15 protein-coding genes and 1 pseudogene are annotated in these 17,312 nt (G+C 60.5%); 7 read left to right on the top strand and 9 right to left on the bottom strand.

Annotation, left to right across the window (positions count from 1 at the left end):
* Nucleotides 1–119: 119 nt before the first annotated feature.
* The 3 genes from EBB59_RS04700 to EBB59_RS04690 all read right to left on the bottom strand — a co-directional run bounded on the left by EBB59_RS04700 (nucleotide 120) and on the right by EBB59_RS04690 (nucleotide 2,725).
* Nucleotides 120–854, bottom strand: a complete 735-nt coding sequence (locus tag EBB59_RS04700) for a pseudouridine synthase (protein ID WP_122100994.1) — start codon at nucleotides 852–854, stop codon at nucleotides 120–122.
* A 15-nt stretch (nucleotides 855–869) separates the two neighbouring features.
* Nucleotides 870–1,382 carry a hypothetical protein gene (locus tag EBB59_RS04695; RefSeq protein WP_122100993.1) on the bottom strand — a complete coding sequence of 171 codons (513 nt, stop codon included), beginning with the start codon at nucleotides 1,380–1,382 and terminating at the stop codon, nucleotides 870–872.
* A 200-nt stretch (nucleotides 1,383–1,582) separates the two neighbouring features.
* Nucleotides 1,583–2,725 carry an OmpA family protein gene (locus EBB59_RS04690; protein ID WP_122100992.1) on the bottom strand — a complete coding sequence of 381 codons (1,143 nt, stop codon included), beginning with the start codon at nucleotides 2,723–2,725 and terminating at the stop codon, nucleotides 1,583–1,585.
* Between the two features lie 784 nt (nucleotides 2,726–3,509).
* Between EBB59_RS04690 and EBB59_RS04685 the strand changes: the two genes are divergently transcribed.
* From EBB59_RS04685 to EBB59_RS04655, 7 genes and pseudogenes are all read left to right on the top strand, one after another.
* The gene (locus EBB59_RS04685; protein WP_122100991.1) at nucleotides 3,510–3,968 is read left to right on the top strand and encodes a cell wall hydrolase; all 459 of its coding nucleotides are present in this window, start codon (nucleotides 3,510–3,512) and stop codon (nucleotides 3,966–3,968) included.
* Between the two features lie 97 nt (nucleotides 3,969–4,065).
* Complete coding sequence (locus EBB59_RS04680) at nucleotides 4,066–4,680, top strand: glutathione S-transferase family protein (protein WP_122100990.1); 615 nt, start codon at nucleotides 4,066–4,068, stop codon at nucleotides 4,678–4,680.
* 111 nt (nucleotides 4,681–4,791) lie between these two features.
* A complete protein-coding gene (locus EBB59_RS04675; RefSeq protein ID WP_122100989.1) occupies nucleotides 4,792–5,265 on the top strand; it encodes an LEA/WHy family protein in 474 nt (157 codons plus the stop codon).
* A 27-nt stretch (nucleotides 5,266–5,292) separates the two neighbouring features.
* Entirely contained in the window at nucleotides 5,293–7,077 is a 1,785-nt protein-coding gene (locus EBB59_RS04670; protein WP_122100988.1) for an acyl-CoA dehydrogenase C-terminal domain-containing protein, read from the top strand.
* Nucleotides 7,078–7,276: 199 nt separating this feature from the next.
* Nucleotides 7,277–7,834 (top strand): annotated as a pseudogene (locus EBB59_RS04665) (HNH endonuclease); the annotation flags it as partial.
* Nucleotides 7,835–7,928: 94 nt separating this feature from the next.
* A complete protein-coding gene (dxs, locus tag EBB59_RS04660) occupies nucleotides 7,929–9,827 on the top strand; it encodes a 1-deoxy-D-xylulose-5-phosphate synthase (protein ID WP_122100986.1) in 1,899 nt (632 codons plus the stop codon).
* Between the two features lie 24 nt (nucleotides 9,828–9,851).
* The gene (locus tag EBB59_RS04655; RefSeq protein WP_122100985.1) at nucleotides 9,852–10,268 is read left to right on the top strand and encodes a hypothetical protein; all 417 of its coding nucleotides are present in this window, start codon (nucleotides 9,852–9,854) and stop codon (nucleotides 10,266–10,268) included.
* Nucleotides 10,269–10,498: 230 nt separating this feature from the next.
* Here EBB59_RS04655 and EBB59_RS04650 read toward each other — a convergent pair whose 3' ends face one another.
* The 6 genes from EBB59_RS04650 to pilV all read right to left on the bottom strand — a co-directional run bounded on the left by EBB59_RS04650 (nucleotide 10,499) and on the right by pilV (nucleotide 17,302).
* Entirely contained in the window at nucleotides 10,499–10,918 is a 420-nt protein-coding gene (locus EBB59_RS04650; RefSeq protein ID WP_122100984.1) for a type IV pilin protein, read from the bottom strand.
* 78 nt (nucleotides 10,919–10,996) lie between these two features.
* Nucleotides 10,997–11,377, bottom strand: a complete 381-nt coding sequence (locus tag EBB59_RS04645; protein WP_245979049.1) for an addiction module antidote protein — start codon at nucleotides 11,375–11,377, stop codon at nucleotides 10,997–10,999.
* A 402-nt stretch (nucleotides 11,378–11,779) separates the two neighbouring features.
* Nucleotides 11,780–15,271 (bottom strand): pilus assembly protein, encoded by a 3,492-nt coding sequence (locus tag EBB59_RS04635; RefSeq protein ID WP_158601712.1) that lies wholly within the window; start codon nucleotides 15,269–15,271, stop codon nucleotides 11,780–11,782.
* Between the two features lie 11 nt (nucleotides 15,272–15,282).
* On the bottom strand, nucleotides 15,283–15,834 hold the full coding sequence (locus EBB59_RS13755) for a pilus assembly PilX family protein (protein WP_158601711.1): 552 nt from the start codon (nucleotides 15,832–15,834) through the stop codon (nucleotides 15,283–15,285).
* Nucleotides 15,835–15,836: 2 nt separating this feature from the next.
* Nucleotides 15,837–16,883, bottom strand: coding sequence for a prepilin-type N-terminal cleavage/methylation domain-containing protein (locus EBB59_RS04625; protein WP_122100982.1), 1,047 nt, complete (start codon nucleotides 16,881–16,883; stop codon nucleotides 15,837–15,839).
* Entirely contained in the window at nucleotides 16,880–17,302 is a 423-nt protein-coding gene (pilV, locus tag EBB59_RS04620) for a type IV pilus modification protein PilV (protein ID WP_122100981.1), read from the bottom strand. The genes EBB59_RS04625 and pilV overlap by 4 nt, the downstream gene beginning before the upstream one ends.
* Between the last annotated feature and the right edge of the window lie 10 nt (nucleotides 17,303–17,312).

Genomic DNA, 17,312 nt, shown 5'->3' with positions numbered 1-17,312 from the left:
ACGCCACGGCGCCAACTAGGGCATCGGTAGCTGCAATGCCTCGGGTGCTGCGCAAATCGCCCGGACAGCGGTGAAATTTTCGGGCCTGGCACGACGAACGAGGATGGCCGAGAGATGGCTCAGACGAACAACGACATCGCCTCGTCGTGCGCCAACTCACGCCATTCACCCTTACCCAAGTCACCAAGCCGGAGCGGGCCAACTGCCACCCGCACCAGACGCAACACCTCGAAATCCAAGCCCGTCAGAAGACGGCGAATCTGCCGGTTGCGCCCTTCGTCCAGCACGATTTCCAGCCAAGCGTTCCTATCGCCGCGCCTCAGCAGACTGGCCGACGCCACCCGCAGGCATTCACCGGCATCATCGATACCCTCGTGCATCCGCCGCAGTTCGGCCGCGCCGGGAATCCCGGCAACCTGTACATGATAGGTCTTGTCCGGCCCACGTTCGGGATCGGTGATCCGGGCGGCCCACTCGGGATCGTTGGAAAACAGCAGCAACCCCTCGCTGGCCTTGTCGAGCCGCCCCACCGGCGCGATCCAACCGAGGCCGGCCCCCTCGAAGCAGCGATAAACGGTATCGCGCCCACGCTCGTCGCACACGGTGGTCAGAAGGCCACGCGGCTTGTTGAGCATCAGCCAGCACGCGACAGGCGGCGCCAGCGGCTGGCCATCGATACTGATCGCGTCTTCGGTTTCCAAGGTGGGCGATTCGGGATCGCGCACCACCCGCCCGCGCACCACGACACGTCCATCCCGCACCATCGCCGCGGCCTGGCTACGCGAACAAACCCCGCGCTTGGAAAGCACACGGGCCAGTCCCACCCGCCGCCGCCCGGAAACGATGGGCTTCATGGCCCGATACGGAAATCAGTCGGACTTCTTCTCGTTTTCAGTGTCTGGCTGCTGCACCGCCTCGGGCGTGGGTGCGCTCGCGCTTGGCCGAACAGCCGGGCGACCGGTGGCGATACGCACACCGCGCGCCTTCATCCAGGCATCGAACTCGTCGGCGGTCATGCGCTTGCCGCCCTGACTCATATCGAAACGCCACGGCGTGTTGTCGAATTCGGTCTTCGGTTTGTAGGCCGCCGGATCATTGGGATCGATTGGCCCTGGCGCGGGCAGAACGGTCGCCACCCGGCAGGCTTCGATCCGCATCCGCAGCAGCACCTGATCGACCGACAGCGCCTGATCGTAAGACTGCGAAAGCACGCCACTGGGCGCACCGAGATCGGTGGTGGAGGCCTGCAATTCCGGCGATACCGACGTACCGATGCCAGGCGGTGTCGGCAGCACTTGCGGCACCCCGGCGCAATTCGGCGCACTGGCTTGCGCCCAACCAGCCACGAAAATCAAGGGAAGAGCGAACAGGAATCGGGACATCGACAGGCTCCGGCAGGGTTTCGGGAAACGGCAACCGAAGTCGCCGGACACGCGGGAATTTAAGCCATCCGCGCTGGCATGACAAACCTTCCCGGCGAATCATCCATACCCACATCGGAATTCTTCGCCCCCTTTCCCTTCAACACGCAAAAAGAAACCCGGCCGAAGCCGGGTTTCCTTGATCTCGCTTGACATCCGGATCAGTTCTGGACGTTAAGCTCGGTGCGGCGGTTGCGCTCATTGCGACAGGCCGGGGAGGTCTGCGGGGTGTTCTCGAGCGGACGGCTTTCGCCATAACCCACCGGGCCAGCCAGACGACCGGCATCGATGCCGTTGCTGGTCAGGTAGCTGTACACCGCCTTGGCGCGGCGCTCGGACAGGGACTGGTTGTAGGCATCGGAACCGCACAGGTCGGTGTGACCGGCGACTTCAACGCGCATTTCCGGGTAACGCTTCAGGATCTCGATGGCCTCGTTGAGGATGGCCACGGCGTCCGGACGCAGGTTCGACTTGTCGAAGTCGAAGTTGACGCCCTTCAGGTCGATCGTCAGCGGCACCGGGCAACCGTCCGGACCAACAGCGGTACCGGCCGGGGTGTTCGGGCACTTGTCGTCGCAATCGTTGACACCGTCACCATCGCTGTCCATGTCGGCGCAGGTCTGAGCCGGCGGCGGCGGCGGCGGCGGGGCGACCGGGGCCATCGGCTCCGGACCAAGGGCCACGGTCAGGCCAACCGAAGCCAGCAAGTCGACGAACTGGCTCTGGTTCTTGTAAGGACCAGCCAGATTGATCGGGCGGGAAGCGGAAGCCGGACCAGCCTGGACCTTGTCGAAATCGACGCGGGCGCCGATCTCGGTACGCAGGTCGACGCGGCCGAAGTCGGCTTGCAGACCAACGCCAAGGTTGGCGGCGGCATTGTTGTCCTTGTGCTGGGCCGGGAAGTTGCCCTTGATGTCCGGGGCGCCGTTGACGCCGATGAACTCTTCCTCGTGACGCTGCATGCCCACGCCGAACTTGATGTACGGCCACCAGTTACGGTCGGCATTGCGGAAGTGGTAACGGGCATCGACCGAGGCGCCGTACTGGCTCCACCACAGGTTCGGGTTGGCGGTCTTGGCCGGATTCTGGTAGTTCAGCTCCAGATCAACCGACCAGTTCGGGGACCAGAACTTACCAAAACCGAGCGTGCCGAAGATGGCGTCATCGGTGGCGCGGTCCTTGTCCTGGAAGTTGACGCCGGTGGAGGCGGAAACGTACCAGCGATCATCGAACTCCTGGGCAATGGCGGAATGCGCCACACCCATGCCGCACAGCAGCGCGGCGCAGAGGAGTTTCTTGTTCATACACGAGCTCCTTGATTCAGGGTCAAACAACATGGGTAAAACGACAACGGCATACCGATGAGACGGGATACATTTGCTCGAGACGGCATGAAGCATGCACGCCGCACGGTGGTAAGCCTACGTCCGCGCATGTGAAAGCCGTGTTAACAATAGCATAACAGTTCCCTTGACAAACTCAATGTTCAGGTGGGATTGAAACTATCCCACTGGGCATCATGAATACATGAACAAACACCTCCGCCTCTTGCCAATTTAATGGCTCTGGATATCCATGGGCGCGCGCGTCAATCCATGTCCGCCCCTATATAGAAGTGGCCTGCAACTCGTAACTTTAGGCTCGGTTGACACCGCCCCCATCCGCTCCCCATACGACTCCCCGCCGCCACACTGACGCGCAATGGGTACAGCGGGCCGTATGTATATCGCCCGACACGCTTACTTATCCCCCTTCCCTCCGGCAGCCACGGGCAAGCGCACACGACTCGAAAAGCTCGCCTGGGCTGGTGCTGGATCGATACTCCAAGCACATTTTCAACCCAAATGCACCCCATGGAATTCAGTTTTAATTCAGTTTTCTCCTCTTAACTTGCGCCCACTTTCCGCCGCCCATTCAGCTTCATGCGGCACCCGGTGGCCATGACCCTCGTCCATCACGCGAGAGTCGGCCACCTTGGGCACCTAGCTGCGCACTCAGATCGCGCCGCCGCCCTCCCCCAACGCCAGGTTGCAGTTTCGACGGCATTTGCCAACGTCCCTCGCAACGCAACGAATAAGGAGTACGACGATGAAACTGGCCTGGATCCTCTGGTTCGCTTCGATCCTGCCCCCGCAAGCCGGCGACTCGCTGTGCCTGTCGGCCACCCTGTACCTGGAAGCCCGCAACCAGCCGGCACGCGGCCAGCAAGCGGTCGCCGAAGTCGCGCTGCGCCGCGAGGACAGTGGTCTGTGGGGCGACACCATGTGCCAAGTAGTCACCGCGCGCAAACAGTTCGCACCCACGCTGGTCTCGCCACAGACCCGCCTCAGCAACACCCAGGCATGGGCGCAGGCAGTGACCATCGCGCTCGACGCCGAGCGGAACTGGGCGCTGCCGCTGGGCCAGCGCAGGGAAATCGTCCCCGGTGCCAGCCACTTCCTCGCCCATGACATCGCCCGCCCAAGCTGGCGCAATGCCTACCAGGTCGCCACCATCGGCGACCATACCTTTCTCAAGGTACAGGCATTGCGCAACAAACGCGGCTGATCACTCCCCGCGACGCAACGCTGCGTTGCGGATCCGACATCGTTTCCTAACGATATCGAAGGCAAGATGGAACTCCCCCAAGCCCCGAGGAGTTCCCATGAAGCTCTACAGCAAACCCGGCGCCTGCTCGACCGCCGACCACATCGCCCTGCAATGGACCGGCCAGCCGTTCGAAGTGCAGCTCGTCAGCCAAGCCGAGATCAAAGAGCCTGGATTTCTTGAAATCAACCCAGCCGGCACGGTGCCTGTATTGGTCGATGGCGATTTCGTGCTGACTCAGAACGCCGCGATCCTCGGTTACATCGCCGATAGTTATCCCGAGGCCGGACTGGCCGGTGATGGCAGCCCGCGCCAGCGGGCGGAGGCCACGCGCTGGCTGGCGTTCTGCAATTCCGACCTGCATCCGGCATTCACGCCACTGTTCGCACCCGGCCTGTTCATGCAGGGCAGCGAGCATTACGAAACCGTCAAGACATTGGCGCGGAAACGCGTCCGCCGCCATTACGAGACGGTTGACCAGCGTCTTGGCGAAACCGGCGACTGGCTGGCCGGCTTCCGCAGCTTCGCCGACCCATACCTGTACGTGACGATGGGCTGGGCGAAGAAGCTGGGGATCGCGCTCGACGACCTGCCGCATCTCTCGGCCTTCCACCAGCGCATGTCCGCCGACCTCGGCGTGCAAGCGGCGCTGAAGGCGGAAGGGTTGCTGTAATCCCGCCCCGAGGCGATGCGAACGCCCGCGCTTGTCTGGCGGACGTTCGCATCGGTCGGCTGCCGCTTCGCGCTATCCTTTATCCCAACCATCGCATACGGAATCGGACGGATGAAGCCATCGCGGCTTATCGCCCTGCTCGCCCTGATCGTGGCCCTCGCGGCCTGCGCCACCTCGGGCGGACGCCGCGTATCGGAGCCCGCCGCCAGCATCCAGCAACTCACCATCGACGCGCGCGGCAACTGGTCGGTGGAACTGCGCTTGCAAAACTACAGCAACGTATCGATGCGGTTCGGACGGATCGATCTCGCGCTCAGCCTTGGCGGTGCCAAGGCCGGCGACCTCTCCGCCGCACCGGCGCTGGACATCGGCCCGGAATCGGCCGATGTCGTGACGTTCAAACTGACCCCCACGGCCGAAGCCCGCCTGCAAGCCGCCGACGCATTGGCCGGTGGCCGTGGTGTCGCCTATTCGCTGAAGGGCGAGATCGCCGCCACGCCCGATTCCGGCAGCCTCCGCACTTTCCGCCTCGAACGCAGCAGCGCGCTGAACCCGGCCCCCGGCCTACCCGGCGTGCTGCGCTGAATATCCGCCCACCTCCACGACATATATATGAGCCAATATCGCGCCCCACTCGATGACATCCGCTTCGACCTGTTCGACGTACTGAAAGTCGAATCCGTATTCCCCCGCATCGGCCAGCCCGAGACCAACCGCGAACTGGTCGATGCCGTGCTGGAAGAAGGCGCGCGCTTCACCGGGCAAGTGCTGGCACCCCTGAACGCCATCGGCGACCAAGGTTGCGGTTTCGACAAGGACAGCGGCAACGTCACCACGCCGGCAGGCTTCGCCGCGGCTTACGCCCAGTTCGTGGAAGGCGGCTGGCCGGGGCTGAACTCGCCGGCGGAATTCGGCGGCCAAGGCATGCCGCACGTGCTGGGCGCGGCCATCAAGGAAATGATCGATGCCGCCAATCTGGCCTGGGGCAATTTCCCCCTGCTCTCGCACGGCGCCACCGAAGCCCTGCTCCACCACGGCACCGAATGGCAGCGGGAAATCTTCCTGAAGCCGCTTGTCGAGGGCCGCTGGACCGGCACCATGTGCCTGACCGAGCCGCAGGCGGGCAGCGATCTCGGCCTACTGCGCACCCGTGCGACGCCAAACGACGACGGTAGCCATTCCCTTATCGGCACCAAGATATTTATCACCGCCGGCGAACACGACATGGCGGAGAACATCGTGCATCTGGTGCTCGCCAGGTTGCCCGATGCCCCGGCGGGCAGCCGTGGCATCTCGCTGTTTGTCGTCCCCAAGTTCAAGGTGGGCAAAGACGGCGCAATGGGCGAGCGCAATGCCGTGCGCTGCGGCGCGCTCGAACACAAGATGGGCATCCACGGTTCAGCCACCTGCGTGATGAACTTCGATGGCGCCGAAGGCTGGCTGGTCGGCGAACCGCACAAGGGCCTGATGGCCATGTTCACCATGATGAACACCGCTCGCCTGGCCGTCGGGCTGCAAGGCTTGGGGCTGGCCGATCGCGCCTATCAAAACGCGCTGCGATACACCCGCGAGCGCCTGCAAATGCGGGCGTTGAGCGGGCCGAAGTACCCGGACAAACCGGCCGACCCGATCATCGTCCACCCCGACGTGCGCCGCATGCTGCTGACACAGAAAGCGCTGGTCGAAGGCGGACGCCTGCTCGGCTACCACGCCTTCCTCAACGTCGACATCGCCGGGCACGGCGAGGACGCCGCCGCGCGCGCCGAGGCCGACGCACTGGTCGGCTTCCTCACCCCCATCGTCAAAGCCTGCCTGACCGAATGGGGCAACGAATGCACCTCGCTGGCGCTGCAATGCTTCGGCGGCCACGGCTACATCGCCGAACACGGCATGGAGCAGCTCGCCCGCGATGCCCGCATCACCACCCTTTATGAAGGCACCACCGGCATCCAGGCGCTGGACCTGGTCGGCCGCAAACTGTTGCAACTCAAAGGCGAAGGTCTTCGCGTGTTCCTGAAGGACGCCCAAGCCTTCATCGCCCAGGAAGCCGGTAATCCGGCTCTGGCCGAATTTCTGCCTGCGCTGGGAGAAAAACTGGCCGAATGGCAGGCGTTGTCGCGGGAAATCGGCCAAATGGCGAGCAGCAACCCCGACGAGATAGGCGGCGCAGCCTGCGATTACCTGTTCTATTCCGGCTACGTCGCGCTGGCCTGCTGGTGGGCGAAAGCGGTAGCGGCGGCCGACGCCTCCACGCGCCCACAGGCATTCAAGGACGCCAAACGCGAGACTGCGCGCTTCTATTTCGCCCGCCTCTTGCCACGCACCCTGGCGCACAAAGCGGCGATCGACAGCGGCGTCGGCAACTTGATGGGGCTGGACGCGGACGCGTTCGGCTGACCTCCCCTTTCTCGTGACACAGGATGCCGGGCCTCGCCCAGTATCGCCACGGGATACACAAAACGTCAACAAAGACGTATAACCTGTGGTTCCGATGGGTACCGATAGCGCCACGCTACGCCTGATCGACACCGGCTCCGGGCACGGACCGGGCGTTGCTCCCGTCGTTTCCCCGATATCCGGCCGCCGCGCCGGTTTTCGGTTTCTGGCGCTGGATGCCAACGGCCGCGCGCTCGACTGGATCGGCTGGCAACAGGCCGCCTGCCTGTACGCCCGCGACGCGGTGGCATGGACGCTCGGCGAATCCTGCCTGACCGTGCACGGCGGCATGTCGCGGCTAACCGGCGAACGCAGCACACTCAAACTGCATCCGATCATCGCCGCCCGTGGCCATGCCCGGGGCCGCCACCTGGCCCCGACCCCGACACTTACCAATACCTCGCTATTTGCCCGCGACGCCCACCTCTGCCTCTATTGCGGCGAACGTCCGGCCCGCCAGCATCTGACCCGCGACCACGTGATGCCGGTGTCCAAGGGCGGACGCGACATCTGGGAGAACGTAGTCACCGCCTGCTACCACTGCAACTCGCGCAAGGGCAACCGCACCCCGCAGCAAGCCGGGATGCCCTTGCTGGCGGTGCCGTATCGTCCAAGCTGGATCGAACACCTGATCCTCTCCAACCGCAACATCCTCGCCGACCAGATGGAATTCCTGCGCGCGCAGATGCCCAGAAAACCCCATCGGTATCTCGCTTGAACGGCGCGAGGATGCCCGGCCGGCGCAACGCGCCGGCAAGACGCCTTCACTTCCGCCACACGCAAGCGCATCTGGGCGGACGTAAAATAGCCGGATGATCGATTTCTCGCGTTATCCGCGCCTGTCGCGCATCGATTCCCCGGCCGAACTGCGCCGCTTCGACGAAAGCGAACTTCCCGCCATCGCCGACGAGCTACGCGCCTATCTGATCGAATCCGCCGGCAAATCCGGCGGCCACTTCGGCGCCAACCTCGGCGTGGTCGAGCTGACCACCGCCCTTCACTACCTCTACGACACGCCGAACGACCGCCTGGTCTGGGATGTCGGTCATCAAGCCTACCCACACAAAATCCTGACCGGCCGCCGCGATCGCATCCACACCGTCAAGCAGAGGGACGGCGTCGCGCCCTTTCCGAAGCGCGAGGAATCGGAATACGACCCCTTCGGCGTCGGCCATTCGTCCACCTCCATCTCGGCCGCGCTCGGCATGGCGATCGCCAACGCCCGCGCCGGCAACGAACGTCGCGTGGTCGCCATCATCGGCGATGGCGCGATGACCGCCGGCATGGCCTACGAAGCGCTCAACCACGCCGGCGGCATGGACGAGAAGCCGAACCTCCTGGTCATCCTCAACGACAACCGCATGTCGATCAGCGAAGCGGTCGGCGGCCTCACCCGCATGCTTGGGCGCATGACCGGCAGCAAGACGCTGAACGCCCTGCGCGAAGGCGGCAAGAAGCTGCTTGGCGACAAGGATGGCCAGCCCGCGCGTTTCGTCAAGCGCTGGGAAGAACACTGGAAAGGCATGTTCGTGCCCTCCACCCTGTTCGAGGAAATGGGCTTCCATTACACCGGCCCGATCGACGGCCACGACATGGATACGCTCGTGTCCACACTGAAGACCCTGCAAGGCCTGAAAGGCCCGCAGTTGCTGCACGTCATCACCACCAAGGGCAAGGGCTACCAACGCGCCGAGGCCGACCAGATCGGCTATCACGCCGTGTCGCCGTTCGACCCCGAACTCGGCATGGTCTCCGCACCCGGCACGGCGAAAAAACCGACCTATACCGATGTCTTCGGCGACTGGTTGTGCGATATGGCCGCCGCCGACCCCAGGCTGCTTGCCATCACCCCGGCAATGCGCGAAGGCTCGGGGCTGGTGCGTTTCAGCAAGGAATATCCCGAGCGCTATTTCGATGTCGCCATCGCCGAGCAACATGCGGTGACGCTGGCCGCCGGCATGGCCTGCGAGGGTGCCAAACCCGTCGTCGCCATCTATTCCACCTTCCTGCAACGCGGTTACGACCAATTGGTACACGACGTCGCCATCCAGAATCTGGACGTGCTGTTCGCCATCGACCGTGGCGGCGTGGTCGGGCCCGATGGCGCGACCCATGCCGGCAACCTCGATCTCAGCTACCTGCGCTGCGTGCCGAACATGATGCTGATGGCGCCGAGCGACGAAGCCGAGTGCCGCAGGATGCTGTCCACCGGCTTCAAGCACGAAGGTCCGACGGCGGTGCGCTACCCACGCGGTACTGGGACCGGCATCGCCGCCGGCACGTCGCTCGACGCGATCGCGGTCGGCAAGGCGGAAGTGAAACGGCAAGGCCAACGCATCGCCCTGCTCGCCTTCGGCGCCATTGTCGCGGCGGCGCGAACGGTTGGCGAAAAACTCGATTTCACCGTCGTCGACATGCGCTTCGTCAAGCCACTCGACCGTGCATTGATCCTGGAACTGGCAGGCACGCACGAAGGCTTCGTCACCCTAGAAGACAACGTGGTCGCCGGCGGCGCCGGCGCCGGGGTGGCCGAATTGCTGGCCACCGAAGGCATCTCCCTGCCAATCCTGCACCTCGGCCTGCCCAACGCCTTCCAGCACCACGCCAGCCGCGAAGAACTGCTGGCCGAAGCCGGGCTGGACGCCGCCGGCATTCACGCCGCAGTGCTTGAGCGCTGGCCACAGGAGACCCTGCGCGCCACCGGCAGTTGACGCCCACTCCCCACAAGCAGGCCAATGAAACGACTCCTCCCATGCCTCGCGCTGGCGCTGCCCGCGCTCGCCATTCCAGCCACGCCCTTCGCGCAAACCGTGGCGGAAATTCCGTTCGTGGTCGAGCAGACTTATTGGATCAAGCCTGGCCGCAACGGCCAGTTCATCGCCTTGTTCAAGAAAACCCGGCTACCAACGCTGCAAGCCGAATTAGCATCCGGCCGCCTGTCATCGTTGCGCCTGACCCAACCCCAGCTCAGCGCGAACAAAGACCAATGGAGCTTTCGCGTCACCCAGACGTGGAAGAATCGCGCCTCGGCATTGGAATTCGCCGCACGCGAAAAACCCGCCGATTCACACCGACGGGCGATGGAAGAACAGTTGCGCGAGGAATTGGTGACTGACCGCAGCGAAGTGCTGGTGGTGGAGCAGCATTACTGATCGCGAGTCACGGCCCACGCCCGCCGCGTTTGAAAATATCCACCAGCGCACATAAGCCGGGTAAAAGCCCGCGCCGGACACCCACAAGCCACCCCGGCACGACCATCATCGCAAAGCGATGGCATGCCCATCGGGTATCCCTACCCCTTGCTCGCCGGGATCAATATGGCGGCCCGCACGATACGCGCTGGCTGCTCGCTCCACCGGCAGCCGACATTCGCCCCTTCAGCTCAGAAGCATTGGTTCGGGGTGGCGCTCTTCGAACCACTCACCGTTTTCAGTCCTCTTTCGTTCATCCCCAACGTTCCGCATTGCGTGTCCTTCGACTGAGCGCCCTTAGGTTTAGCTTGAACGATGAAGGTAGTCGCAGTCGTGGTTTTAGCAGGCGCTGAATATGTATAGTGCGCGGCCGTCTCCGTCTCGCAGGTGCTCGATGGCCAGGCCGCTTCCGCCCCCACATACGTCATATTCGTCGTGTAGTAACGCTCCATGAACTGCACCCGCTCCATCATGCAAGCCGCCCCCGCCGCCCGCCGCGTCTTGAGGACGTGCTGCGTGTAGGACGGATAAGCAATCGCCGCAAGAATCGCGATGACCGCTACCACGATCATCAGTTCGATCAATGTAAAGCCTTTGATGTACCGGTTCATTTGAGTTCCATTTTTAAAAGGATATTCGGATTCTGTAATTGATCTGACAGTGCGGCGCCCCTCCTTGGCACGTTCCAGTCAGTGGGTGGCGGCCGTCTTGGCTGTCAGTTCGATTCCAAGCGCCTTCATGACGACGCGCATGGTGCGCAGTGTCGGATTGCCGTCCTCATTGAAAGAGCTGCAAAGCTGCTCCTGGGAAAGCCCGGTTTCGTGGGCGATCCTCGTCATGCCCTTGGCGCGGGTGACGACGCCCAAGGCCCGGGTGATGAAACCGGAGTCATTCGTCTCGAACACCCCGGCCATAAAGTCAGCAATCGCCTGGCCAGACTGCGTCAAGTCCTTGGCGCGGGTGATGAAACCGGAGTCATCCGTCTCGAACGCCCCGGCCATGGAGTCAGCAATCGCCTGGCCAGGGGTCAAGTCTTCGGCCGGATCGCAGGTAGTCAGTTTCTCGGTCATGGTCGTTCGCTCCATTCCTCAACAAAGCGTTTGGCAGTCGTGATGTCCTTCGCCTACGTGCTTTTATCGCCACCAAATGGCAAGACGATGATCGTGTCGCCACGCCGTTGAAAGTACACCCAATGGCCTGGACTGTAGTGAATGCACACTTCGCTGACTCTCTGTCCAACTGGCTCCACATCACCAGCATGGCCGTAGGCCAACCGGATCAGGCTGCAAAACAATCGCGGCGCGGGCCCGCTCATCCTTGAGCTTCATGCGCCACTTGCGAAATGTCTCGGTCCGCCTTGGTTCAATCACGGCCTGGCGTAGTTCAAAAATACATGATGGCAAGCAAGCTATGGCAGACAGACAGAAAACAAACCCTCGGGATCAATCACAACATTCGAATACCTTGCAAGATTACTGTGGCACGACTTCACGCCAATTCACACGGCTTGGCACGCCACCCGAAAGTGGATTGATCCCTGTACTCGACGTTCCCAGGCCGGCACCCGTGCCCACCGTGACAAGCGAGCTTGTGACGTTGATTTCGGTCGGCATTCCGCCGACAACACCGACAGAACCAATCGACCCATTGCGACCTTTTGCATCGGAAACGGTCCCGGGCAATGTGAAGAAACTGCCAGTGGATGGACTTGTCCCCGTAAACAAATCAATGGCATTTTTGAAACCACTACCCGCATGGCTTTCACAACCACCCGCACTCTTACCTGGGATAACCGAGGTCAAGAACATTGCGGAACCATAGATTGTCGGCGCGGAAATCACTCTTTCCGGATCGTCAAGATCGATATACCACCCCATCTTGCCAAGGGGAAGTGGCGAATAGTTCTCGAAACCACGCAAAGGCTCACCCGACGCACCAGTGCCTGAATAGGGAATAGTACGTTTCTGCAAATCGTCGCGACCACTGACCGCCGTGCCCTTGTCGATGATTCCATAAATGCTCTGATTTTTTACCGTATAGCCAGTAGCACCAGGCACGTCGCTGTCGGAAATGAAGCGGCCAGTGCCAAAACCCACGGAAATATTACCGCTGGAATCACGGCCAACACCGATCCCTCCCGTAATCGGCTGCCCGGTCAGTGTCGTGAACAGCTTGACAGCGCTTGTCGGCAGGTTGGCTCCACTAAAGTCCCAGCGCCAGATATTGCCCTGCAAATCCCCGCCATAAACGGTATCAACGGTACCGTCCCCGTTGAGATCCGCCATGCCCAACGACATGAGGCCATTAGTCCCCGTCGAAGTCACCTTCAGCTTCGTAGTTTGGGTAATCCGCCCCGCAGAACCAAGCTCATAGACATACAACACCGCCGAGCCGTTCGGGCTATCAATACCATTCGGCACCAGGGCATAGGTCTTTCCGCCATTGCCTTTACGGATTCGCACATTACCCAGGACATATCCCATGTCCCCATCCGGGTCGGTTGCCGGCGCTTTCGGGGTCTGGAAAGTTTGGTCCCACAAAACATTACTGACAGCCATTGTTTTAGGACTGGTGACATCCAGTGCAAACACACCGCGCCCACCGCGCCCCAAGGCGGCAACCAGAATATTTTTGTTATATCCCTGATCGGACTTGCTTATCACATCCATCTGACCATCGACAAAGTAACGATGCGAATAAGTGGGCGAACTCAAGCTCGCCATGCTTTTGAAATCCAGCCCCTTGGGTACGTACGAAAAAAGGATTCTGCCGTTCGAACTGTCGACAGCATGCAGCATGCCATCGTTGGCGCCAACGTAAACGGTATCGGAATCCGCGGAATATACCGGTGACGAGTTGACGATATCGCCAAGCGGGTACGTCCGCTTTCTCAGCGAGCCGATGGGCTGCTCTTTTGAGCTATCGCCTCTAAGATAGGGGATATTATCGGCTTCCGTAACCTTGACCACAGTCTTAGTCGTAGTCCCAGTCGTGGTTTCTTCCGCGTCCCTGAGCAAACTGGCGTCAGGCATCAAGGTGTCGAATACGACAGGCTTTCCAGCCTGGCTGGTGGTCAACACGGTACGGTTGACGAAGTCCTTATTAACCCCAGTAGGGCCGAAGGTCTCCGAAAGCTTCCATTTCGCACTCGACGACACGCCGGTCAGTCCCGCATTGAAAGGACTCGCACTGAGATCCCCCACCCAAGTGGACGAAGTGAAGGCGGCGGAAAACGTCAAGGTGGTCGTTTCCGTGCTGGTGGAGCTCGATGCGATATTGGAACCTGAAGCGTTACGACTATCGATTGCCTTCAAAGCGCTACTGAGCGCTTCCGCGAACTTATCCGTATCACTGGCCACCACAAACTGGCCACGGCCATTGACCGCCGCATGCCACAGATCGTCGATGCGCTCAGCATCCTCTTTATCTGTTGGATCGGGCCATACCGAAGGCACGGGCCCGCTGGGGTCAAGCGTCCCCTTGAGACCGATGGAGATACCAAAAGTGACCATATGTTGCCAGTTGGCCGAATTAGCCGAGCTTGTCGGGACGTTGTTCACCATATCCGGCCGTAGATCCGTCTTCCAATATTCATAAGCCACATCCGCCAAGGTGTCGCTATATCTATCAGCATATGGATATCCAGCAGAACGATCCGCGTTTCCTACCGAGCTGTAGCCCGTATGGGCATAGCGCTTTTCATTCCAATAACCATCCGTTGTGAGGATGGCATAGTTCTGCCGGCACGTCAGTTTTTCTCCACTTGTATCCATCCACGGCGAATCAGTCCGGAAATACCATGCGGCACGCTGCAAAGCGCCATGCAAAGGCGTCGTACCGCCCGCACCTACCGCATGCAGCCTTTTGTAAAAATTAGAACGATTTTCCCCTTCGAACAATCCATCATTATTAGTGGACGGAATCTGATAAAAGTTATTATTCCAGATCGTATTCAAACCCACTCGATAATTCTTTCCCAGCTTGCCGAATGCCTCGGAAGCCCCCGCCTTGGACATCTTGCTGCGGGTACGATGATATTGAAACCAATTGGCGAAGTTCTGCAATTCATCCTTTTGAGTCCGGCCAGTTGGCGTTACTTCCTGCCAGCTACGCCGACCCGAAACCGCATAATTAATTCTGCTAGCCCCGCTAATGCCTGAATATATATAAAAGCTGACTCGCGGAGGTGGCGAAACATAAGTATAAGTCTCGGTGTTGCTCCACCCCTTACTTACACCCACATAACTCCCACTACAGTTCCCATTGGGAAAAATATAAATATCTCCATCGCCGCTGCCTCCATACGTGTTAATAGTCAGTTCTTCCATGGAACTTGCATCCACTGCAAAACATGCGGAATACTTCCAAGGACGCACATCTTCCAAACCATTAAGCACAATTACAGTGGTCGTCGCTCCTTTTTTCTGAACCGCCCCTCCCTGATAGCTACTCGACGAATTAGAAGCACCTACCCGATAGGTATCATAATTGGCGGCATTCCAGCCCGGATTAACAACACCTGGCTTAGGCACGTAGAAATAGGAGTCAGGACTCCCTCTGAGATCGACCGTTCTAGCACTAACACTTATGCTGTCGCTAGCTACCGCCTTAAAATTCGCCTCGGCAAGACGGTCGTCCAATCCCGTACCGGCCGTACGCCATGGCTTGTAGGTTTTTTGCGGATTGTAATAAAGCGTATTGATTACATATGTACGATCATAGTAATTACCACTAAGTTTATCCTGATTATCCGGCATATGCGGCCAAGACATTGAACCGGAATCATCCATGATCAGCAGAATATTGGGCGGAATGCTGCCCTTGCCAACCAGCAATGGCTCTTGCGGAAACGAAGTGGTCGCATGCACTGGCATGGCGCCCAACACACAGGCGGCAGCAAAAAAGCCTATGGTAATGCGCTCGGAAAAGCGCTTAAACAAAGGTCTATGCCCAATGATTTTCATGACACGCTCCATCAGCGCCGGTAGATCGATTGTAGAATCACCTCGCCGCCATTGGAGGTCGAGGCATAAGAAGTAATACGGTAAACATTCTGGATCGCGGTCTTGATGCAGGGCTTGGATACATCGATGCATTCAGAGCCCCCCACACCGGAAACCGTGCCGAAATCCTCTATGACGAACTTTGGCGTGACCGCCATGCTTCCCACCCCGACAACCGCACCTTTCTGGAAGCCATTACCCCTGTCCCAGAAGCCATTGGCCATCCATGCGGGTTGATTGGGGGGTGCCGGCATCGCACAGCGCCCCTTGCTACAACCGGCGCTGGGGAAAGTGGGTGGTTTGCCGCCATCTCGGATGAGGATTTCAGCCTGCCGCAGCCCCGCTTCCGCGCCCTGAAAGGCCACGCTGCGCGCCATGGTGGCCGCCGCCATGCGCTCCTGCATGATTGCGCCGCGCATCGAGGCAAGCCCGAGCAGGGTAACGATCAACAACAGCAGAAGCACCACGATCAACGCCGCGCCGTGCTGGCGTTCAACTGGGTAATAACCGGAAGCCGCTTTCATCATTACTGGATATCCACATGGTTCCTGAGCACGACATAATCATTCATGGTTCGGCTTAATGTCGCATTATCCGTCCCACGGACATCCCCCCGTGTCATGGCGCCTTGCGCCGCCTCGAATTTCAATTGAACATGCACCGCCGTTACCTGCATCCACGCATTTGCGGCAGTCACGGTCGCGGCCGACGAGTAATTCGGAGTCGCGCCTACCTTGTAAGCCAGCCGCATGCTGCTTACCCCCTCGGCAATCTCATTTCTGACGCCAAGCACGGTTCGATACAGGGAGGTTCCCCCGCGCCCATTGCTTTCAACCGTCCATTGCGCGCCACTCGGCACCACCACGAACGCGGGCGACCTGCCAATCCCCCTGGGGCACTTCGCGGTATCGCTTGGCGTCGGTTTGCCTGGCGGAACGCCCGGCACCTTAAAGCAGTAGCCCGGCCCCGAAGAGGCAGCCTTGCATTGACTGTAGTCCGGTGTTGGCGTCAGGCCCCTGCCACAATTCAATGCGCCGTCATGGCCAATCGTTTTCCCGCCAGACGTAACGCCACTGGCCGAGAAGACAATCGCGTGATCCGCATTGCAAACCATGAGCACCTGACCGTTACTCAAGCCACCCGTCGTATCCACGGTAATCGCATCGGTGGGAGACTTATGCTCCGCGACACTGTACAGGCTATCACCCGCGTGATAGATGGAGATGCTATCCGACCCTGTCGGGCTGCTTGCATCCACGCCGAAAATCCCAGCGGGATAGCGCTGCCAAAACAGCGCATCCGGTCTTGTCAGCTGTACGACGGGCGTATTGCTTGCGGTAAAGCGGAGGCAGGGGTTGCCGCCCGCCTCCCGGATATCCCGCACCAGCAGCTCGAACGCCGCGCGCTGATTTTCCTGGATGCGATTGATCGACTCAGTCGTGCCATACACCCTGCGGTTGGAAATGAATATGCCACCCGCCGCCGCCACAACCACCAGGCCGAGCACCAGGGCGATCATCAGCTCAATCAGGGTGAAGCCCCGTTGACCGGCACTAACGCGAAGTCGTTTCATAGCTGGCTCTCGATTTCGACTTCTCCCGGGGTGCCTTTTCCTCCAGTCGCCCGTTCGTCATTCCATTTCACTCCCACCCTGCAACGCATCTTGTCGGCAATGCAAATCACCCTCCCCTCGGCATCCGGGGCGACCGTGGTCTTGAGACCATCAAGCCAGCCCTTCATCGTGCCAGGCTTGCCGGTGCCGTCTCCCGAAATAAAAATATTGGTGTTGTAAGCCGCCACGTTGGCGCGGTCGGCGCGAATTATGTCCATCATCGAATAAACCTGAACGGCCGCTTGGGTTCGGCTGGCCGAGCTGCCGGTATTCCGCAAGGTAATGGCCTGAAGCGCGGCAATCCCAAGCAGGCCAATCGACAGGACGAGCACCGCGATCAACACTTCGAGCAATCCGACACCGCGCTGATAGTTTTTCATCCGAGTAAAC

It is taken from the genome of Solilutibacter pythonis (assembly GCF_003697345.1).
Taxonomy (GTDB): domain Bacteria; phylum Pseudomonadota; class Gammaproteobacteria; order Xanthomonadales; family Xanthomonadaceae; genus Solilutibacter; species Solilutibacter pythonis.
This window is presented reverse-complemented; position numbering and strand designations above follow the sequence as displayed.